This is a genomic window from Arenibacter arenosicollis (genome assembly GCF_014397245.1).
Taxonomy (GTDB): Bacteria; Bacteroidota; Bacteroidia; order Flavobacteriales; family Flavobacteriaceae; genus Arenibacter; species Arenibacter arenosicollis.
On sequence record NZ_JACLHY010000034.1, the window covers coordinates 1 to 25,785 of the forward strand.

General features: G+C 37.0%; 29 protein-coding genes. 5 read left to right on the top strand and 24 right to left on the bottom strand.

Translation table 11 applies throughout. The features are described 5' to 3' along the window. Positions 1-360 precede the first annotated feature (360 nt). The 21 genes from H4O18_RS20545 to H4O18_RS20640 form a co-directional block, all read right to left on the bottom strand. Positions 361-888, bottom strand: a complete 528-nt coding sequence (locus H4O18_RS20545) for a sigma-70 family RNA polymerase sigma factor (RefSeq protein WP_343065482.1) — start codon at positions 886-888, stop codon at positions 361-363. Between the two features lie 362 nt (positions 889-1,250). Further along, entirely contained in the window at positions 1,251-2,366 is a 1,116-nt protein-coding gene (locus H4O18_RS20550; RefSeq protein WP_187588176.1) for a DUF2914 domain-containing protein, read from the bottom strand. 278 nt (positions 2,367-2,644) lie between these two features. After that, positions 2,645-3,757 (bottom strand): glycoside hydrolase family 88/105 protein, encoded by a 1,113-nt coding sequence (locus H4O18_RS20555; RefSeq protein WP_187588178.1) that lies wholly within the window; start codon positions 3,755-3,757, stop codon positions 2,645-2,647. A 198-nt stretch (positions 3,758-3,955) separates the two neighbouring features. Next, positions 3,956-4,357: an ACT domain-containing protein gene (locus H4O18_RS20560; RefSeq protein WP_187588180.1), complete on the bottom strand. Its 402-nt coding sequence runs from the start codon at positions 4,355-4,357 to the stop codon at positions 3,956-3,958. Positions 4,358-4,566: 209 nt separating this feature from the next. Further along, positions 4,567-4,788: a GDCCVxC domain-containing (seleno)protein gene (locus H4O18_RS22325; protein ID WP_246474507.1), complete on the bottom strand. Its 222-nt coding sequence runs from the start codon at positions 4,786-4,788 to the stop codon at positions 4,567-4,569. Further along, on the bottom strand, positions 4,788-5,402 hold the full coding sequence (gene merTP / locus H4O18_RS20565) for a mercuric transport protein MerTP (protein WP_187588182.1): 615 nt from the start codon (positions 5,400-5,402) through the stop codon (positions 4,788-4,790). The genes H4O18_RS22325 and merTP overlap by 1 nt, the downstream gene beginning before the upstream one ends. Then, positions 5,399-5,773 (bottom strand): ArsR/SmtB family transcription factor, encoded by a 375-nt coding sequence (locus H4O18_RS20570; RefSeq protein WP_187588184.1) that lies wholly within the window; start codon positions 5,771-5,773, stop codon positions 5,399-5,401. Before H4O18_RS20570 ends, merTP begins: the two co-directional genes overlap by 4 nt. Positions 5,774-6,063: 290 nt before the next feature. Beyond that, complete coding sequence (locus tag H4O18_RS20575; protein ID WP_187588186.1) at positions 6,064-7,239, bottom strand: Gfo/Idh/MocA family protein; 1,176 nt, start codon at positions 7,237-7,239, stop codon at positions 6,064-6,066. 174 nt (positions 7,240-7,413) lie between these two features. Then, a complete protein-coding gene (locus H4O18_RS20580; RefSeq protein WP_187588188.1) occupies positions 7,414-7,974 on the bottom strand; it encodes a DUF4256 domain-containing protein in 561 nt (186 codons plus the stop codon). 34 nt (positions 7,975-8,008) lie between these two features. Further along, on the bottom strand, positions 8,009-8,401 hold the full coding sequence (locus H4O18_RS20585) for a VOC family protein (protein WP_187588190.1): 393 nt from the start codon (positions 8,399-8,401) through the stop codon (positions 8,009-8,011). Between the two features lie 396 nt (positions 8,402-8,797). Beyond that, complete coding sequence (locus tag H4O18_RS20590) at positions 8,798-10,021, bottom strand: MDR family MFS transporter (protein ID WP_187588192.1); 1,224 nt, start codon at positions 10,019-10,021, stop codon at positions 8,798-8,800. A gap of 378 nt (positions 10,022-10,399) precedes the next feature. Continuing rightward, a complete protein-coding gene (locus H4O18_RS20595; protein WP_187588194.1) occupies positions 10,400-10,747 on the bottom strand; it encodes a 5-carboxymethyl-2-hydroxymuconate Delta-isomerase in 348 nt (115 codons plus the stop codon). Between the two features lie 87 nt (positions 10,748-10,834). Continuing rightward, entirely contained in the window at positions 10,835-11,464 is a 630-nt protein-coding gene (locus tag H4O18_RS20600) for an NAD(P)H-dependent oxidoreductase (protein WP_187588196.1), read from the bottom strand. 10 nt (positions 11,465-11,474) lie between these two features. Then, the gene (locus tag H4O18_RS20605) at positions 11,475-12,191 is read right to left on the bottom strand and encodes a GNAT family N-acetyltransferase (protein ID WP_187588198.1); all 717 of its coding nucleotides are present in this window, start codon (positions 12,189-12,191) and stop codon (positions 11,475-11,477) included. Positions 12,192-12,196: 5 nt separating this feature from the next. Further along, a complete protein-coding gene (locus H4O18_RS20610; protein ID WP_187588200.1) occupies positions 12,197-12,643 on the bottom strand; it encodes a DMT family transporter in 447 nt (148 codons plus the stop codon). A 4-nt stretch (positions 12,644-12,647) separates the two neighbouring features. Beyond that, complete coding sequence (locus tag H4O18_RS20615; RefSeq protein ID WP_187588202.1) at positions 12,648-13,628, bottom strand: cyclase family protein; 981 nt, start codon at positions 13,626-13,628, stop codon at positions 12,648-12,650. A gap of 259 nt (positions 13,629-13,887) precedes the next feature. Beyond that, positions 13,888-14,277: a Crp/Fnr family transcriptional regulator gene (locus H4O18_RS20620; protein ID WP_246474509.1), complete on the bottom strand. Its 390-nt coding sequence runs from the start codon at positions 14,275-14,277 to the stop codon at positions 13,888-13,890. Positions 14,278-14,647: 370 nt separating this feature from the next. Beyond that, entirely contained in the window at positions 14,648-15,172 is a 525-nt protein-coding gene (locus H4O18_RS20625; RefSeq protein ID WP_187588204.1) for a GNAT family N-acetyltransferase, read from the bottom strand. Between the two features lie 17 nt (positions 15,173-15,189). Beyond that, positions 15,190-15,489, bottom strand: a complete 300-nt coding sequence (locus H4O18_RS20630) for a DUF6958 family protein (protein ID WP_187588206.1) — start codon at positions 15,487-15,489, stop codon at positions 15,190-15,192. A gap of 9 nt (positions 15,490-15,498) precedes the next feature. Next, positions 15,499-15,897 carry a DUF1761 domain-containing protein gene (locus tag H4O18_RS20635; protein ID WP_187588208.1) on the bottom strand — a complete coding sequence of 133 codons (399 nt, stop codon included), beginning with the start codon at positions 15,895-15,897 and terminating at the stop codon, positions 15,499-15,501. A 477-nt stretch (positions 15,898-16,374) separates the two neighbouring features. Then, entirely contained in the window at positions 16,375-16,893 is a 519-nt protein-coding gene (locus tag H4O18_RS20640; protein WP_187588210.1) for a GNAT family N-acetyltransferase, read from the bottom strand. Positions 16,894-17,262: 369 nt separating this feature from the next. Here H4O18_RS20640 and H4O18_RS20645 point away from each other — a divergent pair, with 369 nt between their 5' ends. The 4 genes from H4O18_RS20645 to H4O18_RS20660 all read left to right on the top strand — a co-directional run bounded on the left by H4O18_RS20645 (position 17,263) and on the right by H4O18_RS20660 (position 22,201). Next, positions 17,263-18,102, top strand: coding sequence for a universal stress protein (locus tag H4O18_RS20645; RefSeq protein ID WP_187588212.1), 840 nt, complete (start codon positions 17,263-17,265; stop codon positions 18,100-18,102). A gap of 280 nt (positions 18,103-18,382) precedes the next feature. After that, the gene (locus H4O18_RS20650; RefSeq protein WP_187588213.1) at positions 18,383-19,207 is read left to right on the top strand and encodes a universal stress protein; all 825 of its coding nucleotides are present in this window, start codon (positions 18,383-18,385) and stop codon (positions 19,205-19,207) included. A gap of 278 nt (positions 19,208-19,485) precedes the next feature. Next, entirely contained in the window at positions 19,486-20,769 is a 1,284-nt protein-coding gene (locus H4O18_RS20655; RefSeq protein WP_187588215.1) for a cation:proton antiporter, read from the top strand. 202 nt (positions 20,770-20,971) lie between these two features. Continuing rightward, positions 20,972-22,201 carry an APC family permease gene (locus H4O18_RS20660; protein ID WP_187588217.1) on the top strand — a complete coding sequence of 410 codons (1,230 nt, stop codon included), beginning with the start codon at positions 20,972-20,974 and terminating at the stop codon, positions 22,199-22,201. A 60-nt stretch (positions 22,202-22,261) separates the two neighbouring features. Here H4O18_RS20660 and H4O18_RS20665 read toward each other — a convergent pair whose 3' ends face one another. Together H4O18_RS20665 and H4O18_RS20670 are read right to left on the bottom strand one after the other, a co-directional pair. Further along, entirely contained in the window at positions 22,262-22,702 is a 441-nt protein-coding gene (locus tag H4O18_RS20665; protein ID WP_187588219.1) for a GNAT family N-acetyltransferase, read from the bottom strand. A gap of 154 nt (positions 22,703-22,856) precedes the next feature. Beyond that, complete coding sequence (locus tag H4O18_RS20670; RefSeq protein WP_187588222.1) at positions 22,857-23,657, bottom strand: class I SAM-dependent methyltransferase; 801 nt, start codon at positions 23,655-23,657, stop codon at positions 22,857-22,859. 320 nt (positions 23,658-23,977) lie between these two features. On the opposite strand from H4O18_RS20670, the gene H4O18_RS20675 reads away from it, so the two are divergent. Continuing rightward, positions 23,978-24,655 carry a class I SAM-dependent methyltransferase gene (locus H4O18_RS20675; RefSeq protein ID WP_187588224.1) on the top strand — a complete coding sequence of 226 codons (678 nt, stop codon included), beginning with the start codon at positions 23,978-23,980 and terminating at the stop codon, positions 24,653-24,655. A gap of 293 nt (positions 24,656-24,948) precedes the next feature. On the opposite strand, the gene H4O18_RS20680 is transcribed toward H4O18_RS20675, so the two are convergent. Next, complete coding sequence (locus H4O18_RS20680; RefSeq protein WP_187588226.1) at positions 24,949-25,779, bottom strand: helix-turn-helix transcriptional regulator; 831 nt, start codon at positions 25,777-25,779, stop codon at positions 24,949-24,951. Between the last annotated feature and the right edge of the window lie 6 nt (positions 25,780-25,785).

Consider the following 25,785-nt stretch of genomic DNA (forward strand, 5'->3'; position numbering starts at 1 on the left):
CCTTTAATGCCAAAGTAAAGGCTTTTAGATCACAATTTAGGGGAGTCAGGAATACGGAATACTTCTTATATCGCTTGATTAAATTATATTCTTAAAATGGTAAAAACCCAGATTTTGGACATGATCCGGAAACATGTTGATGGGATCTGTCAATAATCGTTAATCCCAAAACTTGTGAATAGAACTTGGCCTGAGCCTTAATATTGGAAGTGTATAATTTTAGTTCCCTGAATTTCATGGTGGCATACTGACCTAAATCACATTATGAAAAATTTATAATCTATTGCTTATCCTAAGATAATAAATCTTGGGCATTTCCAGAGCGGTTTTAAGTAATCATGGAGTAGGGGAAGGTAGGCCCTAAATGCAACGGGTACAGTTGGAATCCCCAATGAGTTTTCCTTCAGCGTTTATTTTAAACTTACAGCAGGTATTAAAATTATTGATAAGGATTAATTTGGCGCGCCTAATTCTAGCTTTTACATTGGACAGACTGATACCAATTAATGCAGCCGCTTCAACTTGGGTCTTGCCCTTAAGATACACCTGCTCAACAACTTCTTTATACTGTTTTGGTAAGCTGTTTATAAAGCGGTCCAAACAACATAGGTCATTATAACTATTGGAAGTTGCGGATAATTCTTCCTGAGGAGAGAGAACGGATTCTGAGCGTTGGTTATAATGATTTGCAATTTCATTTCTTACGATTTGAAATACCCATGCCTTTACTTTTTCTGGATTCTTTAGGGTATTGATACCCTGATGAATTTTTAAGAATGAATTTTGCATCACTTCATTGGTGATATCCGTATCCCTTACTTTTTTTAGAATAAAAAAATAAACTTCACTTTTGAACCTTTCCCATATGGCTGCCGTTTCCATCTTCATATTATACCAATATACAAGGTTGGTCCGGAGAGACCAACCTTTTTTAGCAACATTCACATTTTGTACAATCACATTTGGTGCAGGAGCAATTATTCTCCAGACAGTTTACACAATTACATTTGGTGCATTCACAATTAGTGCATTTACAATTATTCATATCTGTAAAATTTTAAGTTCACTAAGGAGACTAACTTTAGGCAAAAAGGATACACAATAATTTGTTTTTTTTTAAATATTTTATATCTGTAATGGTAATAAATAATCTTAAAGATCTGGTTTTCAATATATTTTAACTTTAATGGTCAATATAGTTTAAAGTTATTTCATCTTTGGTATTGGCCAGTTTCCAAATTTGTCAAAGCTTAGAAAGCTTTATTTACTACCCTTTTGGGCTGTAATTTTTCACTGGTTATAATTTCGAAATCTATTATACCAAGCACCAACTCTTCTTGAGTAAGAACTTCAACCTTCCATAGACCCTGTCTTAAATTATTTTTATAGGTGTAACCCCGGTAGCCACCATCCCGGCCACCGGTGATGTCATAACCAATATCTTCTATTAATTCCCATTCTTTAGTTTTCTCATTATACCATTTCCAACGATGAAAAATTGATTTTTTTAAATCGGTGGGAGCAAATATTGATGAAAAAACATAGACATTTTCGTTGGGCCTTTGAATATATTTTAATCGGTGTTTTCTCCAAAATATATACCATTCATCCGTTTCATAAGTAACTACGTATTTATTGTTTTCCACTTTAATATTGTGCGCAACTATGCCATTGCTTAAGGCCAATGGAACGGGTGGAATAAGCCTAAAAAAGTAGAAGGCATTAATCAAAATGTAAATAGACAGTATAATACCCATAAGTTTACCTATATGTATTTCGGTCCTGGTACTTGGACTTACTTTATAGATAATGGTAATGAGGGCCAACGTACAAAATAAACTTATAAGGCCCGATAGGATAAAAATTTGAGTACTCATTTCCTTGATGAATACAGGAATCATAAAAGTAAAGAAGGTGAAGCTTATAAAGAAATATACACTGAACTGCAAGTATTTATTGGATATCCGTTTTTTCAGCAACTCATTGGCAAATAGCAGGATGAGCAGTATGACAAGAAAGACCACCGTTTTGGACATGGATACACTTCGCGAGAAATAAATAACATAGGCACTGGAAAGGCCACCAAAGAAAAACTGTATAGCCAATGGAAAATACTCAACAAATCGGTCTATGAAAGTGTTGTCCCATTTACCGTCATCAGCTAAATTATAGAGATATAGAGTAATGGTCAAGGAAGTCATATGAAGGCTAAGTACAACGAGGTCGTACAACCGATCCACACGTCCAAGGGTGAGAGTGTCAAATATAAAACCACCAATGAAAAATAGGACAGGAGCATATTTTTCATGTTTTCTTATAAATCTCCGGAATCGGCTATTTCTAAACTTAACTAATGTTCTTTTCATTCCATCTTTAGCAACGAATAAATTTAAAGTATTAATAAGTAAGAGGCAGACCCAATTGAATAAGTTTTTGCTTCAACACCATTATATTTAAGCATATATCAATATTGCCTTATAAAATGTAGACGGTTGTTTATCAAATCATGTGGAATTTGAACCTTGTTTTTATTTTTGCTCTGGAAAGTGATTAAATTTAAACGAGTAATAGCCAATACGCCCTTCCAGTTGTTGGAAGGGCGTATTGGCAGATAATTCTTTTCTAGGTGCTAAAAAAATAGCGATTATTTTCCGCCGTACAGTTTATATACTTCCGAACCAGCACTCAAAAAAGCACCGGTGCCATAAACTTCGGTTTTGTCGGGCCAGGCATTTCCTGGTGCCGCGCCAATAGGCTGAACATAACCTAACATGCCTTCAGGGGTTACATGGCCAACCAATACGTTCCAACCCTTTTGAACGGCAGGACCATAGGTTGCCTTATCCAAAATACCTTGGTTTATTCCCCATGCCAATCCGTAAACATTAAAAGAGGTACCACTGGTTTCCGGGGTCGGATAAAATTCCTGTCCCAATAAACTCATAGCCCAGTGACCTTGAGGGGTTTGAATCTTAAGCAGTTTACTAGCCATTTTCTTGTAAATTTTCAGGAAGTATTTGTACTCCTTACTTTGTGGGTTTAATTCGTTCATTACATTCACCAACCCAGCAAATACCCAACCGTTACCCCGCGACCAAAATATTTTGGTACCGTTGTCCAGTTTGCCCATATAACTTTCGTCCCTGTAATAAAGATCTTCCTTTTCATCGAACAGGAAATCGGTAGTAGCCTTAAATTCTGACATCATAAAGTCAAGATATTTTTTTTCTCCTGTTATATTGTAAAGCTTGGCCCAAACCGGAGGTGACATGAAAAGGGCATCGCACCAATTCCAACGACTCTGGTGATAGGGAGTCTTCCAATGTAAGGAGGTTTGCGCCGGATGGTACATAATAAAATTAAATTGCTCCTTGGTTGGCTCAATCATGTCCTTATCCTGATACTTGCGATACAGCTCAATATACATTTGACCAACGGTATGGTCATCGGCATGATATTTTCTATGGTGTAATTGCCATTCGTGTTTTTCTCCAATTTCTTTAAGCCATTCGTAATATTTGTCATTTTCTGCCAAGGCAGCCCATTTCACCATGCCCACATATAGGGCACCATTTGTCCAGTCCAAGGGGTGGTGCGGTTTGGAATGTCCGCTGTAAAGGCCTTCGTAATTTTCTATTTGCCAGTCGGCCACTTTTTCCATAACCTGTATTACTTCGGCCGATTTTATTTCCTGTGCCTGTGAGATGGTAGTAATGGCGAATAATAGAAATGCCTTTAGAATGTTTGATTTGTTCATTGGTAAAATAATTTTTTTATGGTTGATTATTTTTGTTAAAAAAGGAAAGGTAATAAAAATAATGGAGTCCTGTATTGTGAAATTCATGTCAGCACTTCCGGTTGGATGTGATGAAGGTTTATTATAATTATTTGGCAATACAGGGTGGAAATTGATTTTGAATTAGCCAATAAATTTCTTCAAAGTTAAGAATTGGAGTTACTTATTATTGTTTGACAATGCCGTTAAAACCAACATTGCTTTTTCAGCATCTTTTTTATCCACAAAGATGTGGTCGTGGTAATACCCGGCTATAACGTTGCAGCTTATTTTGTTTTTGGCCAATTCAGTGGAAAATAGGGCGGTTAAACCAACTGCCTCCAGAGAGGAATAAATCATTAAGGTAATCCAGGAAGCAACATACTCATAGGGTAGATTTAATTCGTCGGCCTTATTTCTGGAAATTACAATGGTTGTCCCTTCCTTTTCCTTAAACTCGCAAATCGTATCCTGTCGGTCTATGGTAGTTATATCTTTAACAGAACAAAATACGTATTGGCCCTTGTTCAATTTTGGAGACATTCCATGTAGTAATTTGGCTATATTGGTTTCTCCACTCATTAGATACAGTTTTTAGCGTCCATTTAGATTTACAAAGAGAAGGCGCTGTATTTAGCATTCCCTATAGAACCTCAATTTACAAAAACTGAAACAATAAGTCTTCTATGTTTACTTAGAATTGATAAAAATGATCTTTTTTGTTTTGAGTAATCTGCAATATGTACTTATGGATTAATACTTTAACAGCCCGAAGGTTAAAGTTTTACAGGTTAGCAACAACCTGAATCGTTACAACTTTTGTTTTCTTGAATAGATGGGCAAGAAACCGTTCCATAGGAGCAATAAACACAACAATCTCCTTCCTTAGGTTTCAGGACCGTTTTACATTTGTCACATTCGTAAAAGAATTGACAAGCGTCCGTTGGCATATCCTCCACTTTTTTATGTCCGCAATTTGGACATGTAATTTCTGATTTTAATTGGATAGTCATTAGTTATTTTTTTTTGCGGTTACTTTGTAACCAGTTGCATTAATTGCGCTCTCAATTTCTGTTGCACTGGTTTTGGTTCTGTCAAATTCAATAACAGCATTACCATTTTCGTAAGATGCTTTTGAGTTTACTATTCCGTCTAGTTTATCTACTTCGTGGTCTACGTGTGCTTCACAACTTGCACAGGTCATTCCGCTGATTTTAAATTCCGTTTTTTTAATATCGGATTTATCAACTACCATAATTTGCTTTTCAGTTTGTGGGTAAAAAATGCCTGAATAATAAGGGAAAGCCAACATGACAATCGCAAAAACAGTTATAATTCCCAAAAATGTTTTTGACTGTGTGAATTTTGGTTTCAGTTCCGTTTCACATTCACATTCTATTTCCTTTCGAGTCCCGATAGTCGTTGGGATTAGTTTCTGATACCATGCAAAGGCAAGTACTAAAATGGTGATGCCAATCAAATAAGGTCTAATTGGTTCTAACCATGAGAATGCCGAGGCGATTCCGCTGGTACCTGCAACTAGGGCCAAAACGGGGGTTATACAACATAATGAAGCTGTAATCGCAGTGAGTAGACCTGCACCGAATAATTTGTTAACACTTTTCATACCATGTTCAAAATTTTGTTTTTATCGAGGATTTTAAAAAATGGATTTAGTAATTTTTCGTATTCTGGCGTTAAGGAATAAAAAATTGTCTGTGCTTCCCGTTCGGTCCCAATCAAGTTCCTGTCTTTCATTTTTCTTAAATGTTGGGATATAGCCGAGACATTCATACTAAGTATATCACTCAAATCACAGACACAGAGTCTTTTTTCTTCAGAGAGCAGATAAAGTATTTTGAGTCTTACGCTGTTTCCGACCATGGCAAGTCCGTTGGCCAAATAGTCGAACGAATCGTTTAATTCCAGGACTAAGTCTTTACAACGACTTATCTGTTCAACATCTGCCTTTTGTCTAATACAAGAATTATTTTCCATGCCTCAAAATTACATTAATTTATTATTTAAGCAAATACTAAAATAATGAATATCCGATTTTGGAAAAATTTTGGCTTTTTGCTACTTTATGGTATTAAGTATAGCTATCCACAAAACCACATAGGAGACATGTCCATTTTAATGTTCAGTTTTTTTAAATAAAGAGTTAGCAGAGGCTTAGAAGTATGGATCTCTTCATTTAATTACACCCGGAACTACTGAAATTAAAGCACAGAGTTCTCCTTAAGAAAAGTAAGTTCTAAAATCCCAAGTTAGCCCTAGGGAAATTTTTAGGACCCTACATTGATTTTATGAGCCTGTTGTTGCCCAATTAAGGCCAATTCGGTAGCAAGAAAACAATGGTCTTGGGACATTGCGGTTTCTGTACGGTGCACCACATCGTTTACCAGTTGCTCGCCATAGGGCATATAAACATTGGAACAGTTGTAATATTTAGTTTCTTTTTGATTTACCAAAAACAAATGATTTCCTCCTTCGCGGCCAGCGATATCAATATACTTTCGCATCTCAATGTAGCCCTCCGTACCCAAAATAAAGGTTCTACCATCTCCCCAAGTCCCAAGTCCATCTGGGGTAAACCAGTCGATTCTTATATAACCAGTTGCGTGTGGACTTCTAACACTCATATCCCCAAAATCTTGATATGTTGGATTATGTGAATTTTTAAAATTCCCGATCTGTGAGTAATTGACTTCTGCTTGTTGGGAGTTGGTGTAAAAAAGAAATTGGTCGCATTGGTGGGAACCTATGTCACATAAGATTCCTCCTGCTTTATTGGGGTCAAAAAACCAGTCGGGGCGTGATTCGGGTCGCATGCGGTGCGGCCCAAGTCCAATAGTCTGCACTACTTTCCCTATGGCACCAGCGCTGACCAGCTCTGCTGCTTGTACAGAGGCCGGATTGCCCAAACGTTCACTATAAACTATCGAATAAATTCGCTTCGTTTCTTTTTGTACTTTTTTCACTTCTTTAAACTGTTCCAGAGTTAAAATCCCTGGCTTATCCGTCATATAATCTTTACCAGACTGCATAACGCGAATACCAAGTGGTGCCCTTTCAACAGGAATGGAAGCACTGGCCACCAACTGAATTGAATTGTCCTCAATAATCTCCTTTTGGCTTTTCGCGATTTTAACCTTGGGGTAGCGTTTGGTAAAATCCTTTAACAGTTCTGGCTCAGTGGCATATACGGCCACCATAGTACCGCCACCGTTGATGAGCGAGTCTACCATACCATAGATATGGCCGTGATTTAACCCTATGACAGAGAACCTAATGCTTTCTTTGTTCCCGGTAGGATTATTGGGTTTTAATATAATTTCTTCAGGTCTCGCTGTGTTGTGTAAGTCATTGCCAAACATGTTTGTAGGTATCATGGCAGCGGTCGCCAATCCAGCAGCCGAGGCAAAAGATTGACTAATAAATTTACGTCTATTGAATGGCATATGATTGGATTTTAGGATTAAAGAAAAGAAATATAGCAATAAACTTTAGTTTACCGGAGCAAAAGGGAATTCTATTTCTCTTTACGGCATCCCCCTTATATTTCGTAATACCCTATTTGAAATTTTAGAATCCAACGTTTGAATCGCCTATTTGTCCATAAGATTTATTCTACATCAGACCCTAAATGAGGCCCGAAAACCTCTAGCGGCATAATAGGAATCAGCACCATTATGGTATATGAAAACATGGTTGTATCTAAAATCTGCAAACAATGCCCCTCCCAGTTTTCTGATGGCAGATGGAGTCTGTATCCAACTAGAGGTCTTTGCGTCAAATTTTCCCAATTTTTGAAGATATCTGTATTGATCTTCATTTAGTATGTTGACTCCCATAGCGGCTGCCAAGTCACAGGCGTTGTGGTTGGGTTTGAATTTTTTCCTGGATTCCTGGGCTTCATGGTCATAGCAGGCGCTTCTTCTGCCGGTTGGACTTTCCGCTGAACAATCGAAAAAGATATATTCTCCTTTTTCGGAGTCAAAATCGACCACATCCGGTTCACCCCCTGATTTTTCCATTGCGTTAAGGGACCAAATTTTGCCGGGATCCTCCTTTAGTCTATTTTCTATTGCGTCCCATTCAAAGCCATTATGACGGTCTATATTTTGGTTAAATCTAGATTTTAATATTTCGAGAATAGCGATATGCTCTTTTTCGGTTAATTTCATTTTGTTCATAATTCGGTGGACACCATCCAATACTGTTTTCCCATTATTTCATAGAGTGTACCCCGATCATATTGCCTTCTGTATCCGTTGCGAGAACCATAAAACCATAATCGCCCAAAGATGTTTTAGGTTTAGAAACGCTTCCACCTGCTGCTGCTATTCTGGATTCCTCCTTACTGCAATCCTCACTCATAAAATAGACAATAGTACTATTGTTACCGGCCTTAAAACCTTCCATTTTCACCAATGCTCCGGAAGCACTGTTTATGGCTTCCATATTACTCGGGAAAAACAACATTTTCATACTGGCATCAGCGGTATCTGGCATTGGCAATTCACTCAATTCAAGTTGAAATACTGTTTCGTAAAATTTTTTAGCTCTGTTAAGGTCGTCAACATAAATTTCGAACCAAACTACAGGATTTCCATTTTTCATGATAGGATATTTAATAATTAAAATTCAAAAATACAGCATCGAAAATCCAGAATGAAGGTCACGGGATAGCGTTACACCTTTATGCCTAAATATGTTGAGGGGCAACAATTCAATAGACCTATCCCATATGCCCATTGGGAATACATTTGGACTTTCGTAAAATTAATATTGAGAAAAAATTACGAATAATTATCCAAATATACCAGCGCTTTTCAAAGGAAACCATGATAGTCATTGTTTTATCTTTTGGTTTTGAAATTTAATACTTGAACAAAATGTACGCTCCTTCTGTTGAAGGGCCTTGAAACCCCAAGCGGTTATGGGAAATATCCATATTAATCTGTCAATACTGAAAAAGGAAGGTAGAGATTACATTAATTATACCCATAAAAAAAATTACGAGGATTCCTTAAGTATAGCTCTTTCGTTCTTTAGCATACCCATTAATATAAGTATAAAAACTGCGCTCAAAACAGCTATTAATGTAATGATATACCAGGTAGATTTAAATCCTAAATTGGCCACTAAATTCATCCCAATACTGTGCCCAAAAATATGTGCTATAGAAAATGATATGGTATAATACGCCATATATTGCCCTTGGCTTCCTTTTATAGATCTGTTTAGGGCCAAAGAATTGGAAAACGGAAATACGATCATTTCTCCAACGGTCATTAAGATCATTCCCAAAATTAATGCGCCCACCCAACCTGTTAAATTGATAACAATAAAACTCAAGGCTATTAGCAGTACCCCTACTAGAATGAGTTTGGATATACTATTTTTACTACTTTCCAACCATTTGATCAAAGGCATTTCTAAAATAAAAATAATGAATCCGTTCAGACCAAGTAGCAGGCCTATTTCTGCTTCTGTTAGATGATGGATATCTTTGTAGAATAAGGGCAGGGTAGATAATAGTTGAAAGAAAGCCACCCCAAAAAGTGTCATTGCTACCAAAAGAATCATAAAAGCGCTATCCGTGTATGCTTTGGTAGGGTTTGTTACCTTTATCTGCTCCAAGACTTTAGCCTTTCTAGGGTGAAGAATATTTAGTAATAAAATACCTGCAGAAATACAGGTAATACCATCTACCCAAAACAATCCGTTGTAACTAAGCGCAAAAATAATAAGACCTCCCAATGCAGGTCCTGCCGAAAAACCTAAATTGATCGCCAATCGGATTAAGGTTATGGAACGTGTTCTGTTTTCAGGTTTACTATAGGAACTCAGGGCTACCAACATGGCAGGACGAAACATATCGGCAAGGATCATCAAAACAAAAATACCCAGACAAAACCCAACAAATGTGGTAGTGAATTGGAGGATAATAAAAAATAATCCTGAAGCCATTAAGCTCAATACCATTACCTTATAATATCCTATTTGGTCGGTCAGTTTTCCGCCAAGCCAAGAACCGACCACAGCGCCCAATCCAAAAAAAGACATGATCCAACCTACATCAGAAAGTGTAAAGCCCAAACTGTTGGTAAGGTACAATGATAAAAAAGGAACCACCATGGTACCGGCCCGATTAATAAGTGTAATCAAAGCCAACCACCAAACTTCCTTTGATAAGCCACCAAAAGTGTTAATATAATTGGAGAGTAGTTTTCTCATTTAGGTCATTTATTCTTAACCTCACTTGGTATAATTGTTCATTCATACATTGGTGATAGATACGGTATAAATGTTACAGATTATTATCCCAATAATAAAAATTTGATTCCTTGTTCAACGCAAATCCGGTTTTTGAATATAGATTATTGACCTTTAATTGAATATTTTCGTTTCCAAAAACATCCCGCAGGCAGATGAATCCTTTAATAATTGCTTTGCTCTTTCGATTAATCGTTTTGAGATTCCAAGTTCTCTAAAGTTTGCGTTTACGAATAAATCATCCAATAACCATAACCTTTTTATTCCCGTAGATGAAAATAATAGGTAAAGTTGCGTGAAGGCGGTTAATTAGTATTATCCCTGATATGCTGTACAAATTTACCCTACCATTGATTTATTACAGTAGGTGGCTTTCTCAAAATCCCGGATGTTTATGGAAATAATGGGAACTTCGGGAAACATTGATTTCAATTCAGAAACTATTTTTTTTGATAAGTCTTTTTTTTCGGGAATGCTTCTTCCTTCCATAATATTGGTGAAAACATGCATAAAGTCGTCCCTGGTATTGCCTATCGTATAGTATTCAAAGGGATTGATCCTTACCTTGATGTCCCCGTCTTCAAAAAGACCGGATGCTTCAGCAGTATCATAAACCCTCTGAATGATTTCGTGAGGAGCTTTTTTGTTTAAAATGTTTTGCGAGCAATCAATTACAAAGTGTGGCATACTATTATTTTTTAGATTATTTTAGGCAAGTCCAACCTGCTTTATAATGATGTTGAACTTGCCATACTTTTTTTCAATTCTATTTGGTCAGGCAGTTTGGAAAAATTGATCCTTGGTCTTTCTTATTTTTAATCTATTTTGGGATTTATCGGAAGTAGATCTATACCCTACAGGGGCTATCACGGCTGCATTAAGTCCCCGTTCATCCAATCCTAATATTTGATTATAGGCCTGGTTGTCAAAGCCTTCCATGGGGCATGCGTCTATTTTTAGCTCGGCACAAGCAATAAGAAGATTGTTCAAGGCCAGATAGGTTTGCTTTTCCGACCAGTTTTTTCGTTCCTCTGCCGACATCTTGGCGATGCTCGTCTTAATGGATTCCCCATATTGTTTTATCCCATCGGAAGAATTGCCCTGTGCAGTGATATTTCGTTCTACATAATCGTCTACATGCCTGTCATAATCTAGTGTGTAATTACAAAAAACGAACAACTGGGATGCGTCGGTAATTTGCGATTGATTCCAAGAAGCTTTTCGCAAAGCTGCCCTGATTTCATCATTTTCAATAATTAGGACCTTATACATCTGTAAGCCATAGGAAGAAACTGAAAGCCTAATAGCCTCCTTGATCAACTCCAAGTTTTGCTTGCTTACCTTTCTTTTTGGGTCGAATATTTTGGTGGCATATCGCCAATTAAGATGATCTATTAAATTCATTTTTTTAGTTTTATCGTTTTACGAAATTTTTAAGTTGATAATCTTCTTGAAATCCTGTTTTTAGGTAAAGACCTTTCCCCATGGATGACGCTTGCAGGGTGGCATATTTTGCGCCTTGCTTCTTGGCCAAACTTAGCACTTGGTTTAGCAGGTCTGAGGCATAACCATTTTGACGGTGCTCCGGTACTACACCAATAGAATGAAAACCTGCGATATTGGGATCATCCCTATACAAAATTGCTGTTCCAATGGATTTTGGTCCATGATTTCCAATGAGGTAATCTACTTGGTTAATGGTGAGTTCCACAGTTCTTGGATTGATCCAATATCCAAAGGCTTTAAAAAAAATACTGGACCAAAGTGCTGCGGATTTGCTGTTATTTACCTTTTGAACGAAAAGTTTATAGGGTTGATCTTTAACCAGATTTAAGTTTATAGACATTCCGGTGAGTTCATTCTTTAATGTGAAACCCAGGGATTCAAAAAGTTGTTCCGGGATATCTTTTTGCCATATGGGAATATTGATGTCGTCACTATCCCACTTATTAAAGATTTCTTTCAATAGCTTTTGGCTGGGAGGCCTATGAAACCAAAGTTTATTTGGCCAGGCTGAATCTGCAATAGTACTTATAGCGTAATCTTCATCATTAAAGAATCGGCCATCGGCCTTGCCAGCCAAGCTCCAAAGGCTCGTAAGATTGTAGATGTTCTCTCTGATTAAATCCATAACTATCAATATTTTATAAGTATAATTCCTAAGGTCAACACCATTATCCCCATAACTTTCTTTATGGTAACGGGCTCAATGGGCATTCCAAACCAGCCAAAATGCCCTGCAATCGCCGCAAAAATTATTTGTCCACTCAGGCCAAAAATTACCGCAGTAGATATACCAATCCGTGGAATTGTGTAATAGAAAAGGGTAACGGCCAGGAAGCTTAATGCCCCCCCGGTAAACCACATATAGGAGGGTATTAATTTTACTTGCTCCAGACTTGGAAGCTCACGGACAGTCACTAAAACTGCGATAAGCGTAAAACTTGCACTCATAACCAGGGCAGCTGATGTGGCTAACAAGGTATTGTTAAGCAATACCCCTAACCGAGCGTTTATACCACCCTGGATTACGACCAAAATACCCACCGAAAAAGAGAGAAGAAATAATGTTGAGTTGTTCATAACCTTACTTTTTCTTAGTTATTGGAAGTGCAATAGGTCTGAGGGGAGATCCACTGGCACCCCTCAATTTTAGGGATGCCGCAATAAATGCAAATTCATAGACCTTATCTTTTGACAACTCTTCCAAGAATAGCTGCTCTATGAACATTATCCCTTTTTCGGCGAGTAGATAGGTGTGCACAGGCACCCAATTGTCTTCCCGTTCTGGCGGAAATGCCTCAAAACTAAGATTATCGGCACCTAGAAGCATAATTCCTTGGTCTTCTACCAACCACTTAACGGCCTCAAGGCCAATACCTGGATAGTTATCTAGGTAGTGTGAGGCATCTTCATAGAATTCGGCTTGGCCGGTTCTGATCAAAACAACATCCCCACTATTTAGGTTTATACCCTGTTTCTTCAGGGTGAGCTGTAAGTCTTGGGAAGTGATGTGATAGTTTTTTGGAACTGGTCCTTTTGCATCCGCCACATCCAAGAGTACCCCTCTGGCTATAATTGGAGGAATGGTTTCTGCTCCGGTTCTTTTCCAGCCCTTGTCTCCAAGATGCTCTTCAGGGGTAAATCCGTTCCAGATTTTTCCATCCAAACCAAAGTGGTTCAAGGCATCTATGTGTGTGCCCATGTGGGTGTACATGGAGATGGCGTCCCCAGTATAGCTTACCTTTCTGTTCATTTCCTCTCCTAGGCCATTGGGATTGTCCACAATAGTGCCGTGTGGTGTATGTGTAAGCCAATACTGGTATCCCGGATCTCCCAACGAATGAAAACTGGGCATACCAACAAAGTATTCTACACTGAGGTCGTAGGTCTTCCCAGAGGATATTTTGGATAGTACCTGAAGCATTGAGTCTTCGGTCATCATGTTAAGAGTGCCAATTTGATCTTGAGGCCCCCACGGGCTAACACCCACGTTTTCTTTTTGTTGCCCTCTCAACATTATCTGAAAAAAGAGCAGGACTGCAATTAAAATGTTCGTTCTTTTCATGGTTTAAATATTTTGTTGGTACAAATATTAAAACCATGGTGACCAATTTCATTAAGGTATCTTAAGAAAACTAATGTCCGATCAATTTTTTGCGGATGGTGCTTAGGTGTTCAGGGGTGATCCCCAAGTAGGAGGCAAGCATATATTGTGGAATCTGTTGTTCTATGTCTCGGTAACTCTCAATAAATTCAAGGTAACGTTGCTCGGCAGACTTACTCATATTATTAATCGTTCTTTCCTGAAGGGCTACATAGCCATTTTATGTTTTGATACGGAAAAATCTATCCATCATATGGATTTTATCAAAGAGTTCATTTAATCTATCCCTATGAATTTGCAGCACGGTACTCTGTGTTATGGCCTGTATAAAGAAAGTGGCAGGTTTTTGGGTGAGATAGGCATATAAGTCGTTGATCCACCATCCACTTATCCCGAATTGTAATATATGTTCAGCACCCAATTCATCTATACTATATAGTTTTACACATCCCTGGGAAATGAAGCGCATATGGTTGGAATATTCCCCGCTTTGAAGTAAAAATTGTTTCTTTTTGAGATGAACGGGTTCAAAATATTTCTGGATCAACCTGGATTCATCTTCCGTAAGAGGTACTAATTCCTTGATATTTCCAATGAGGAGGTCATACATTATTCACAGATTGGATTACACTTAAATTTATAAAGTTAAACGTCGAATAAAAATCTTATCGGTCAATTTATATATTCAAGGTGGTATTGTCATGTTCTAAATAACTGTGGCGGTTGATTGGAATAAAAATAGTTAATTAAGGTAAACGACCATAGTGAGGTTGATCTTTTTTGGTTTATAAGTACCCAATGTTATTTCCTATTGTGCGTGTGGCCGTTGAGGTTTTAGTAAATACGGTGAAAATGAAAATTTAGCTCTCTATCAATGTTTATTCAACCAATCCAAAGTATAGTTCCACAATTTTTAAATAGCCAACTTTTGAAATTGAAATATCACTTTAGTACAATTGCCCTCCCCGGTAAATTGGGATTTATTGGTTCCAACTCTCCTTGTCTACCCGAAAAATATTGAAGGATTTTATTTTTTTCTCAAGTGTCATTCCATTTCTCAGAGCGACCTTTTCAGAGCTTAGGTTATCTAAGTGAATCATAGAGATCAATGAATCAGCAAAATTGTTCTCAAAAGCATAATCTTTACATTTTGTCGCAGCTTCAATGGCAAAACCATTTTTCCAAAACTCAGGAAGGATAGAGTACCCTATTTCCAATCTTTCCCTATTTTCAATGGTTTGGACCAGGAGTCCACATTGACCAACAAGTCGGTTTGTTTTTTTATCGATCAACACATTCATTCCGCCCAGGTCATTTTCGTATCTATGAAAAGCTTTGTCGAACCAAATCTGGCATAATTCCGGTTCGGTTAGTTTTGGGTCAAGGTCTAAATATTCCGCCACTTTATCCGATTTAAATAGATTCACCCAAGAATCGAAATCCTCTGTTTTAAGTAGTCTAAATTTTAGCCTTTCCGTTTCCTGTCCGGTAAGTAGGTATTTCATTTTTGTGTTTTAGTTACTTATATATTGTGGTTAGCGGGCTTTTTTAATCGGTACTTTTGTGGTTTAGACTTCGTTCTTTCTATAATTTTTCTGGCCTCTAAATCAAGTTTCACGGTCATTGTATACCAACTTACGTTCTTGTTAAAACTCGTATTTAATTTATCTGTAACCGTCTTTACCAATTCGCTATGTGTGGGTTCAGAATTTTGCAGGATTTTTAGAATAGTTTCTTTAATGATTTCGTATTTATCTCTATCTATAATTTTATTTGTTTTTCCCTTTTCTGGATGAAGTGTTTGAATTTTGGACGTTTCCATAATATCGGTTTATTTTTTTCGATTTCTAAATGATAAGATAACGGTCAATACAATTAGTTTTAATAACCAATCACCTGAGTGGATAATGGCTAACATTATTGGTGTGTTTTCGTGAGCAATGGCTCCCATCCACAAAACAAGGGGAAAACCTAGCCATAGTAATAGACCAAGTTTAAATCCTTCTTTCCAATTGTTTGAATTGGTTATATTCACCAATATTACTAATACTACTGAAAGGATAAAACAGCGGATAAGTTCAACGACCATACTCGGGAAAACCTCTTGTTGTTCTACAACTGGTGTACTGTACTTAGACAGTTCTGCACCAAAAATTGTATAATAGAAAGCTCCCAATAAAAAGCAGATAACGGTGGATAGAAGGACGGATAAATAATTAGTTTTTGTCATTTTACAAGTCTTAGTGTATTTGTAATAAACCGATTTCTTCAACAACAACTAATTATAAAATGCTAAATGGATACAAAGGAAAATTTACGGGGTTTTTTGCTATAATATGCCAAATATAGTTGTTGATACTACATCATGTTTTCAATAAATAGATATTATTATTGGTTATATATCTTTTATCTATCTAAGATAATAAATCCCAGTTAAACTCAGGCTTTATTGATTTGGGAGTCAAATCATTATCCTCATTGGGGATATATACTGGAAGTCGATATGTTAGTTATCCATGATGATTGAAAAGAAGAAATACTCGAAAAAGGAGATGTTTTTTATTTGCCATCAGGACATACGGCTATAATTCATAAAGATGTTAAAATGATTGATTTTAATCCAACCAAAGAATTCAATGAGGTAATTACCCATGTTGGAAAAAAAATGGCTGAATTGGGAGGATAAATTTCATTCAGACTACTCGTTTTAATTTTCAATTTTATAATGGAGCAGTTCCTGATTATCATTGGGAAGTTTTGTTGTTCCAATTAACTCCAGACCTAGTTTCTCCAAAAGCTTTTGGGAGGAAATATTGTTTTTTGAAGTGATGGCACTAATGCCTTTAATACCAAATTCATTGAATGCTACCTTTACTAATTTATGTGCAGCTTCAAATGCATATCCTTTGCCTTCATATTCGGGCAAAAAGGCAAAGCCAATATCAATTCCTTCCAGCCCCTCCCTGTCATATAATCCACAAGCGCCAATTTTTACTTGGTCCGTTTTTCTAATAATGGTGTAATTGGAATACCCAAGCCTTTCCAATTGCGGCTGCATTTTATTTAAAATATACTCTTTTGCCATTGCAACCGACTTAATATTTCTGTCTCCTATGTTTTGGATCCATTTTTGGGTATTAAATAACTCAAAAACAAATTCATCATCTGCTTCCGAAGTGGGTTTTAATATTAGTCTTTCTGTTGTAAATGTTTTATATGTACTCATTTGGATGGACGTTATACATGGAACATAATTATTCATCATACATTCTTCAATTGCCTAAGTTAGCAATTCCCAATTATTTTTTGATTACGATATTTTAGAGACGAAAAGTTTGGGGGAACTCACAAATTTGAAAGCCTAAAGGACAAACCCAATTTTTAGCAAGAATTGTACAAGATACTGTACTGGTACTGGCGGCATGCCTGGCTGTAGATAGGCAGGCTAGCGGTAGCTGGGATCAATAAAGACCGAAAGCAATTTCTTTCGAACGTAAAAAGAATATTAATCCGTAATATTTTACGCTGACCAGACTGACAAATATCATTGTTGTCTGTTTATTAAAGAGATATATTGAATTCATAAATTTTAATTATGAAACGGAGAATACTTTGTCCTACAGATTTTTCAAAAAATGCTCAAAACGCAATTAACTATGCTATTGAACTATTTAAGAACGAAACCTGTGTCTTCTACATTCTTAATACCTATAAGGTTGAAGCTTATACCATGGAGTTCGCCATTACTAAGGATTTAGAGGATTCCGAGAAAAAATCGATTGGTGGCTTGAATATTATTCTTGAGTGGCTATCAGTTGATAAAAATTCTGTAAATCATAAATTCCGCGTGGTATCAGAATGCGGTAACTTATTAGACTCTATTAAGACCATAGTTGATAAGCAGGACATAGACATGGTGGTTATGGGTACTAAGGGAGCTACCGATTCTAGAATGGAAATCTATGGGAGCCAAACCGTGCTAGCAATGGAAGAAATTAGAAACTGTCCCGTACTTGCCATACCGGCAAAAACGATTTATAAGGAAATAAAGGAAATTGTTTTTCCAACGAATTTTAAAACAACCTATAAAAGACGTGAATTTCAGTACTTGGTCGACATAGCAAAAATCTCCAATTCGTCAATTACAGTTTTAAATGTCCACAATAAAGATGAAAGTCTTGATGCGGATCAAATTACTAATAAAAATTTATTGAAAGATTATTTTGAAGAATTGGACCATTCATTTCACACTCTAAATAATAAGGATGTACAAACAGCGATCAATTCCTTTATTGAAATTCGTGGGAGCGATATGGTTGCCTTCATTAATAGAAAACACAGCTTTTTTGGAATGATTTTATCGCGGCCAATGGTAAAGAATCTTAATTATCAAACTAGCATCCCTGTACTGGCTTTGCATGACTTTAGAAGATGACTATGACAGTTTGATTAAGGTTTTTTGGGTATCGAGTAAAAAATATGTCCGATTGCTGCATCTGAAGACAATGTTGTGATACCTGAAGGCTATGCCATACTTACTGGGAGAAATAATAGGAAAAGGAGTTTTATTTCGTGCCTATTCCGTAGAAGTAGCTCTAAAAGGGTGCTGAATCAAGCCAATACTCCTGTGTTTGTTTTTTCCGGGACTGACCAATATCATAGGATAAAAATCAACAGAGGGATAACTTTAAGGCTCAATCCTAAAATAGAACTCCATGAGAATTTTAATACCAACAGATTTTTCCGAATTATCAAAAGTAGCAATCAAGTATTCTGTAGATTTAAGTAAGGACGTGGATATACAACTTATTTTACTTCACGTAATAGATACCAATGCACCTTCAAGGGCTAGAATTGGTTCCCATAAACTTCAGGAGGCCATAAAAACTAGTTCCGAAAATTCAATGAAAGAACTTATAGGGTCTATCAAAAAAGATAATAGCCATAATATTGATATTAGCTACGAAATTACCTCTGGCTCCTCAATTGAAAAATATGTCGAAATATTTGCTTTAAAAAATAATATCGATAAGATTTGTATTGGTACCAAAGGTGCCAGCGGCTTAAAAAAGATTCTCTTCGGAAGTAATGCTGCCGGTATCATACAAAACAGTAGCATACCTGTTCTGACCATTCCTGAATCTGCTCGCTATAAAGGTATTGGCAATATTGTATATTCAAGTGACTTGTACAATCTTGATAAAGAGATTGATCTAATTATCCCATTTGCAAAATTAATGGATTCGTGGATTCATATTCTTCATATAGATAAGGACAATGAACGTTTTGATGGGGATTTGCATCAGAAGGAACTGAGTTTAAGAAAAGATTTCTCTTATCAAAAAATAAAGTTTATTGAACTAAAAAGCAGCTCTGTTATCCAAGGAATCAACAATTTTGTTGCTGACGTTGACGCAGATATGGTGATTATGTTTACCCATCACACCAACTTTTTAGAAAAGGTATTTCAAAAGAGTATAACCCAAAATACGGCATTTCAAACAAGAATACCGCTTTTTACATTTCAAAAGGAGTCATAAATCTTGATGAGTACAAAGTGTTCCAGTACTAAATTTTATTATTTTTTTGGCGAGTTTTTGGTACAAATAGGAATAGGTAAAGGGCCGTCCAAAATGGCAACCATCCAACAATTGGTTATACAAAGACGAATGTCCTTTCAAAATTATGAAAAGGTATAAGAAACACTTTTTACCCAAGAATTTAACTACAAATAACATGGAGTAGGGGACCCTCGAATTTCAAATGTCGATCACGCTTACTCTATCGTAATAAGAGTCCAATAGGATAATATATTTAAATGCATTACCTAAACGAAAGCCACATTCTGCTTTTTATTGTGCAGATCCTTGTACTCCTGGGGTTTGCCCGAACCCTTGGGGTATTATGTGAGTCCGTGAAGATTCCTGCCCTGGCAGGTGAAATTTTAGCTGGTGTAATGTTGGGGCCAACCCTACTTGGGCGGGTATCACCGGAATTACAAAACATGCTCTTTCCTCCAAGCGAGCCTCAATACATAATGCTTGAAACCGTTTCCTGGCTTGGTGTCTTCTTTCTTTTACTCGCTTCGGGTTTTCATGTTAATGTGGGGCATGCACTGCGTAGCGGACGTGCAGCAATCCTAATCGGTATAGTCGGGGTGCTGTTTCCCATTGCCGTTGGCTTTCCAGTATTTAGTTCATTTGACCCTATTTATTGGGGAGATGCAGCAACTGCAGTCTCATTTCCTTTATTTTTATCGGTAGCAGGTTCTATTACTGCAATATCTGTTGTAGCACGCACCTTAGGTGATCTTGGAATTAGCAAAACGCCACAAGCTTCCCTTGCCCTTTCCGCCTGTGCAATCAATGATATTTTTGGATGGTTATTGTTCACCGTGGTGTTGTCATTGGTAACGGCGCATAGCATGAGTGTTATTGATCTGGGCGGTAAAGCATTGCTCGTAATAGGCTTTATCGTAATAAGTATTGCCGTTGGGGCCAAAATATTGAATTTTGCGATAAAACGTGTCCAAGCTACTTCATTACCACAGCCAGCAGCGGCACAGACTTTAATTGTCAGTGTTGGTTTGCTTTGTGGAGCTATCACGCAGTGGATGGGAATACATGCTATTCTGGGATTCTTCCTTGCAGGTACCATGGCTGGAAGTGCCAAAAGAGTAACGGAGGAACTTCGCAACAGTGTCTCTGACACCTTACACGCCATCTTTGTACCCCTCTTTTTTGCTACCCTTGGTCTTAAAATCGATTTCTTGGTTGGATTGGAATTATGGCCTACTGTAATCTTTTGCACAGTTGCCATATTGGGAAAATTTGTGGGTGCTTGGATAGGTGCTAAATTAGGTAAACAGTCCCAACAATCATCCGTTTTAATGGGCCTAATCTTCATTCCGGGAGGAGCCATGGAGATTGTGGTTGCTACACTTGCAATGGAACTACAACTCATTGGACAGACAATATTCGTGGCTATTGTATTTTCAGCACTCCTATCTTCAATTCTCGCAGGCCCCCTAATTGGAATCCAGGCACGGCGTATAGGGATTGGGAAAATTGGAAGCGATCTGAGTACGAAGGATATATCTTAAATCTTAAGCTATTCAACTCCTCCTTCGGATTGGGAAGTTTGTAGCTTGAAAAGGCAAATTTTCAACTTAATATATGTTGCCAAGGCATAAGGGCAAGTGGGTTTACAAATTGTACAAAATGAGGAGATGGATTAAGGACAAAAAACCAGTTCCCTTATAATTCAAACCAACTGTCCTTTAATTTTAAAGAAATCTTGAAGGTATGAACGATGAAAAGGAAACTGTAGGTTTAAAGAAACAACTCGGTACGGTTCAAATATTATTGTACGGAGTTGGAACCATGCTCGGAGCAGGTATTTATGTGCTGGTGGGTAAAGTAGCACAATATTCTGGAACACTTGCTCCTCTTTCCTTCCTTCTTGCTGGAGTTTTGGCAGGAATGACCGCTTACTCTTATTCCCTTCTGGCTCCAAGGTATCCGAAAAGTGGAGGGGAAATAGTTTATGTCACTAAGGCCTTTAACTCAAAACGTTTGGCCTCTTTGGTTGGGTGGGGAGTAATTTTCACGGGGTTCATCTCCGCGGCGGCCATTCTAAAAGGATTTGTAGGTTACCTGGACGTGTTCATAGAAATCCCAGATGCATATGTTATTATTTTTAGTATGACAGTACTGACTATTCTCGCCATATGGGGCATAGGAGAATCGCTGAACGTGATCGGATTAATAACCCTGATTGAAGTTGTGGGGCTGCTATTTGTTATTTATGTAGCAGGCCTTGATCTGGAGAAATTAACTTCGCAGTTTTCACAAATGTTCATCGAGGCACCCGGCTATGATGTGTTTGCTGTGTTTCAGGGCGCATTCTTGGCTTTTTATGCCTTTGTTGGCTTTGAAGATTTGGCAAATGTTGCCGAGGAGGCCAAAAACCCGAAAAAAAGCATGCCTGTGGCTATTATAGGCAGTTTCATAATTGCTTTGCTCCTGTATATAGCTGTGGCTGTAGTAGCCGTGATTTCCTTGCCACTAGATGTACTTTCAGCTACCAATGCCCCTATGGCGGAAACAGTTGCGATTAAGGGGCAGCATTATGCCTATGCTATTAGTGTTATAAGTTTGGTTGCTGTTTTAAATGGAGTTCTGGCACAGGTCATAATGGGCTCAAGGGTACTTTATGGAATGGCCGGTCAGAATAGTGCGCCGAAATTGTTTCATCAGCTACATAAAAAGTATCGTACTCCTTTGCCGGCCACCATAGTGATAGCCATTGGAATTGTGGTCTTGGCCATTTTCGTGCCCATTGTTCAACTGGCCAATACTACGAGCTACGTAATCATTAGCGTTTTTGCATTGGTGAATTTCTCACAGACCAAGCTGGCTTTTGACGATTTTGGCAAGTGGAAATGTTGGTGGAACCCCAAGTTTTTAATCCCATTGGTTGGTGCTCTGCTATGTCTAATATTTCTTGGATATAAGGTTCTTGCCGTTATGTAATGGCCATGAATGGTTATATTGATTCAATGCTAAACCATAGACCTTGTTAACTGTTGGTTTTTATTTATTGGACTTTTCCATTTCATATAAATCAAGACCTTCTCCCCAATAATTTTTTTCGATCCGATTAAGGCTGAAATCAAATTTTTCAAAAAATTTATACGCCAGTTGAGAGGTTGTTACAATGAACTTTTCTACTCTTTTATCTTCCCCTAATATTTTCAAACAATGCTCTACCGCCAGTCTACCTAACCCTTGACCATAATAATCAGGATCAAAAAAAATCCACGTAATTCGTCCTGATTTATCATTTTTTTTTATGTAATATCCAGTACCACCAACAATATTGTTATTCACTTCAATTGTAAAATAGGTTTCTGCATATTCCTCTAGATATTCTTCAAAATCTATTATTTCGATGTTGTCAAAATATTTAGGAGTGTTAAGGCTAAATATTTTCAATAAAGTCTCTTTGTCAGAAGGTTTGTACGGTCTAATCATTTTTTTTAAGTGTCACGTCCTAAAATACGGCTACAGATTAATATTTTGCTTTTATACAATCCAAGGTAAACGTCAAATTTTATTTGGCGAACTTTTTAATAAACCCAAGCCTTTCGAATCAACACCTAAACCGTCCTATTTGTTATATATGGTGTTAGAGACTGGCAATTTCACCTCTAGTTTCAGAAAGTTTCATTGTCATTGATATAGCCTCTGTTTCTACCCAATTATTATATTCTTTTGCTGCAATTAATCTCTGAGAATCATCCATATAACCTTCTTCAGATATTTGCTTTAATCCAGCTACTTTACTCCATATACCTACTTTAGACTTGAAATCCTTTCTTTCCCTAGTATAGTATTCATCAGAGTTTAATGTTAGTATGTTTGTAAGTCCAATATCCCGAAATAAAGAAGGTAAATAATCAGCTATTTCATTATTCATACCCTCATTTTCTCTCCATTTAAGAAATGCTTCATAAAATTCAATCATGCTTTGTGGTGGATTTGGATTCCATTGAATTTTCTTGTGATTATAATCCAATATTGATATAACACCATTAGAATTAAGTAATGATTTCATTTTTAACAAAGCTTCTTTCGGATTAGCTAACCATTGAAGCATTCTAGCAGAAATTATTAAATCAAATTTCTGTTCGGTATTAAAATCAAATATGTCTGTTGAGATTAACTCCAAGTTCTGTATATGTCCATAATTAGCTATTCCATTTTCTATAAAATTAGGGTCTTTATCAATGCCTATAATTTTTCCGCCATTTCCAATTATAGCAGCAACATCTTTGGAAATAGCTCCTGTTCCACAACCTACATCAAGAACTCTGATATCTTTTCTCAGTAAGGGCTTTAAAGTTCGATAATCAACTTCCAATGATCTATTATTATATACCTCTGACCCTTCTTTGGAATCTCTTTTTACGATTTTGTTTTGTTTCATTTTGGATATCTTGAATTCAGTTATGCTTGTCGCTAACAATTGGATATTGCTATTAACTATATCTCCTTTATAAAACTAATATAGCTATTTCCAATTATTTTTCTGGCTCCATTATTTTGGACGAATAGGTTGGGATAGGCTCACAAAGGGTAAAGCTACAGTAAAGCTTATATTTTGGCATTATTTATACAAGATGTCCTCGTTAGCATAGCTGTCGGATATAATAATTGGTATTACCTTAAATTTGTACGTTTGCTTTAATAATGCATCGGAGACATAGTATTATGCATTTATAGTTTGTACGGACGACTGAAGTATTTATGGGGAAGAAAGAAAATGGAACTAAAAAAATAAAGAGGCCTTGGCCAACCAAAGAGGCTATGGCACAGGTTTATGAAATGAAACTTTGGGGTGGCGACAAATCTGATTTTTATTCAGGTGAAGGATCACATCATCCTGAGTTAGTAAATCCATATATAGGCGAAATAACATCATTTTTAACCTCTTTTAAAAGTCCACTTGTAGTATGTGATTTAGGTTGCGGGGATTTTAATGTAGGAAAACAATTGGTAAAGCACACTAAGAAGTATATAGCGGTTGATATAGTACCAGAGCTTATAGCCCATAATAAAGAAAAATTTAAGGAAGAAGATTTAGAATTCCGTTGTTTGGATATCGCAGTAGATGAATTACCCTCTGGGGATTGTGCTTTATTACGGCAAGTACTACAACATCTTTCAAATGCTGAAGTACTAAGTATATTGAATAAGTTAACCAATTTTAAATATGTTATTATAACAGAACATTTGCCTGAAGGAGATTTTATTCCCAATAAGGAGATTATTTCAGGACAAGGCATTAGACTTAAAAAACAAAGTGGTTTAAACGTATTGGCCCCACCATTTAATTTTAAGGTAAAGGAAGAAAAGCAATTATCATCTGTTGCTTTAAATGATGGTAAAGGGGTTATAGTAACTACCCTCTATACAATTTTTTAAACAATATTCACATTGGTGTCCTGGGCTGTATTCACTTGTTTTATTTTGTCCAAATAACAGTAAATTTATAGGTTGGAAGGAACAGTAAAGGCCCAAAATGGGCAAGACTGCATGTGGTAGCATTTATACATTAAGCTCCGCTGGCACGGGAAAAATGACGGTCATCCGATAGGCAGGCCCGAGCTAGCTGGTGTTATCTTATATACTGGGTCAAATAATTAATTATAGAAGTTTAATGGGAAATAGTAGGTTGGTGCAAATTAATCCCATTGTTGAGCTGTTTTTATTTTGGACTAATCAACATAATGAGCTAGGCCAGGATTGGAAATAAACTGCTCTTTGTCCATCATAAAAATGGTTGGCTTTTGACCGGTTATTTTTTTAAAATCTTTTATAAAATGTGCTTGATCAAAATAACCACATTGGTACGCAACACTGGTAAGGTCGATCATATGATCCTCATTTAACAATCGCAGTACTTCATTAATACGGACAATGCGGAGATAGTGTTTTGGACTTATACCAAGCTTTTCCTTAAATTCCCTTTCCAATTGACGCTGGCTTATATATAGTTGACTACTAAGGTCCTTTATCCTGACGCCTTTGGTATTGCGAATGAGTTCGGCAGCCAAGTTTACGTAGTTCAGGTCGATCTTTTTGTCTAGCAGGTTCTTCAATAAATAATTTTCTGTATGCCGAATCATGGAGTCAACACCTATTTTTTCTTTTAACCTTTTACTGAAGTCTAGAAAGCCGTGGCCCAATACCATCGACATATCTTCGTAGCTTTCCATTAGCAAGGAAGAAGGGACTCCAAAGATGTTATAGATGCCTTCCGGCTTAAAGCGAATGGCAAAGACACTAACACAATTTTTAAACCTCACTTCGCAAGGTTGGGTTATCAACCCCAATATCAGGTAGTCCGGGGTTTGTGACCAGGTTTTGTTATTTTCAAGGTCGCAGTGTAAATCGTTTAAATGAATAATTAATTCCAGGCAGCCATTTGGAATCATTTGCATGGACATGGATCCGGTAGCATTTATATTAAAACTACCTTCCCAAAAAAGCTCCACGAAGGGTCGTAAGCTTTCGCATGGCATATATTCTTTTATCTGACTTTCCATTTGTCC

Excerpts from the sequence above, each read along its gene's own strand:
- H4O18_RS20575 (WP_187588186.1), bottom strand. The coding sequence starts at position 7,239 with ATGCCATTCAATAGACGTAAATTTATTAGTCAATCTTTTGCCTCGGCT.
- H4O18_RS20555 (WP_187588178.1), bottom strand. The coding sequence starts at position 3,757 with ATGAACAAATCAAACATTCTAAAGGCATTTCTATTATTCGCCATTACT.
- H4O18_RS22325 (WP_246474507.1), bottom strand. The coding sequence starts at position 4,788 with ATGACTATCCAATTAAAATCAGAAATTACATGTCCAAATTGCGGACAT.
- H4O18_RS20640 (WP_187588210.1), bottom strand. The coding sequence starts at position 16,893 with ATGAGTACATATAAAACATTTACAACAGAAAGACTAATATTAAAACCC.
- merTP (WP_187588182.1), bottom strand. The coding sequence starts at position 5,402 with ATGAAAAGTGTTAACAAATTATTCGGTGCAGGTCTACTCACTGCGATT.
- H4O18_RS20665 (WP_187588219.1), bottom strand. The coding sequence starts at position 22,702 with ATGATTAGACCGTACAAACCTTCTGACAAAGAGACTTTATTGAAAATA.
- H4O18_RS20660 (WP_187588217.1), top strand. The coding sequence starts at position 20,972 with ATGAACGATGAAAAGGAAACTGTAGGTTTAAAGAAACAACTCGGTACG.
- H4O18_RS20645 (WP_187588212.1), top strand. The coding sequence starts at position 17,263 with ATGAAACGGAGAATACTTTGTCCTACAGATTTTTCAAAAAATGCTCAA.
- H4O18_RS20595 (WP_187588194.1), bottom strand. The coding sequence starts at position 10,747 with ATGCCACACTTTGTAATTGATTGCTCGCAAAACATTTTAAACAAAAAA.
- H4O18_RS20625 (WP_187588204.1), bottom strand. The coding sequence starts at position 15,172 with ATGAAATACCTACTTACCGGACAGGAAACGGAAAGGCTAAAATTTAGA.
- H4O18_RS20610 (WP_187588200.1), bottom strand. The coding sequence starts at position 12,643 with ATGAACAACTCAACATTATTTCTTCTCTCTTTTTCGGTGGGTATTTTG.
- H4O18_RS20600 (WP_187588196.1), bottom strand. The coding sequence starts at position 11,464 with ATGAATTTAATAGATCATCTTAATTGGCGATATGCCACCAAAATATTC.
- H4O18_RS20655 (WP_187588215.1), top strand. The coding sequence starts at position 19,486 with ATGCATTACCTAAACGAAAGCCACATTCTGCTTTTTATTGTGCAGATC.
- H4O18_RS20680 (WP_187588226.1), bottom strand. The coding sequence starts at position 25,779 with ATGGAAAGTCAGATAAAAGAATATATGCCATGCGAAAGCTTACGACCC.
- H4O18_RS20620 (WP_246474509.1), bottom strand. The coding sequence starts at position 14,277 with ATGTATGACCTCCTCATTGGAAATATCAAGGAATTAGTACCTCTTACG.
- H4O18_RS20630 (WP_187588206.1), bottom strand. The coding sequence starts at position 15,489 with ATGGAAACGTCCAAAATTCAAACACTTCATCCAGAAAAGGGAAAAACA.
- H4O18_RS20605 (WP_187588198.1), bottom strand. The coding sequence starts at position 12,191 with ATGGATTTAATCAGAGAGAACATCTACAATCTTACGAGCCTTTGGAGC.
- H4O18_RS20550 (WP_187588176.1), bottom strand. The coding sequence starts at position 2,366 with ATGAAAAGAACATTAGTTAAGTTTAGAAATAGCCGATTCCGGAGATTT.
- H4O18_RS20635 (WP_187588208.1), bottom strand. The coding sequence starts at position 15,897 with ATGACAAAAACTAATTATTTATCCGTCCTTCTATCCACCGTTATCTGC.
- H4O18_RS20590 (WP_187588192.1), bottom strand. The coding sequence starts at position 10,021 with ATGAGAAAACTACTCTCCAATTATATTAACACTTTTGGTGGCTTATCA.
- H4O18_RS20580 (WP_187588188.1), bottom strand. The coding sequence starts at position 7,974 with ATGAACAAAATGAAATTAACCGAAAAAGAGCATATCGCTATTCTCGAA.
- H4O18_RS20670 (WP_187588222.1), bottom strand. The coding sequence starts at position 23,657 with ATGAAACAAAACAAAATCGTAAAAAGAGATTCCAAAGAAGGGTCAGAG.
- H4O18_RS20615 (WP_187588202.1), bottom strand. The coding sequence starts at position 13,628 with ATGAAAAGAACGAACATTTTAATTGCAGTCCTGCTCTTTTTTCAGATA.
- H4O18_RS20560 (WP_187588180.1), bottom strand. The coding sequence starts at position 4,357 with ATGAGTGGAGAAACCAATATAGCCAAATTACTACATGGAATGTCTCCA.
- H4O18_RS20675 (WP_187588224.1), top strand. The coding sequence starts at position 23,978 with ATGGGGAAGAAAGAAAATGGAACTAAAAAAATAAAGAGGCCTTGGCCA.
- H4O18_RS20545 (WP_343065482.1), bottom strand. The coding sequence starts at position 888 with ATGAAGATGGAAACGGCAGCCATATGGGAAAGGTTCAAAAGTGAAGTT.
- H4O18_RS20650 (WP_187588213.1), top strand. The coding sequence starts at position 18,383 with ATGAGAATTTTAATACCAACAGATTTTTCCGAATTATCAAAAGTAGCA.
- H4O18_RS20570 (WP_187588184.1), bottom strand. The coding sequence starts at position 5,773 with ATGGAAAATAATTCTTGTATTAGACAAAAGGCAGATGTTGAACAGATA.
- H4O18_RS20585 (WP_187588190.1), bottom strand. The coding sequence starts at position 8,401 with ATGAAAAATGGAAATCCTGTAGTTTGGTTCGAAATTTATGTTGACGAC.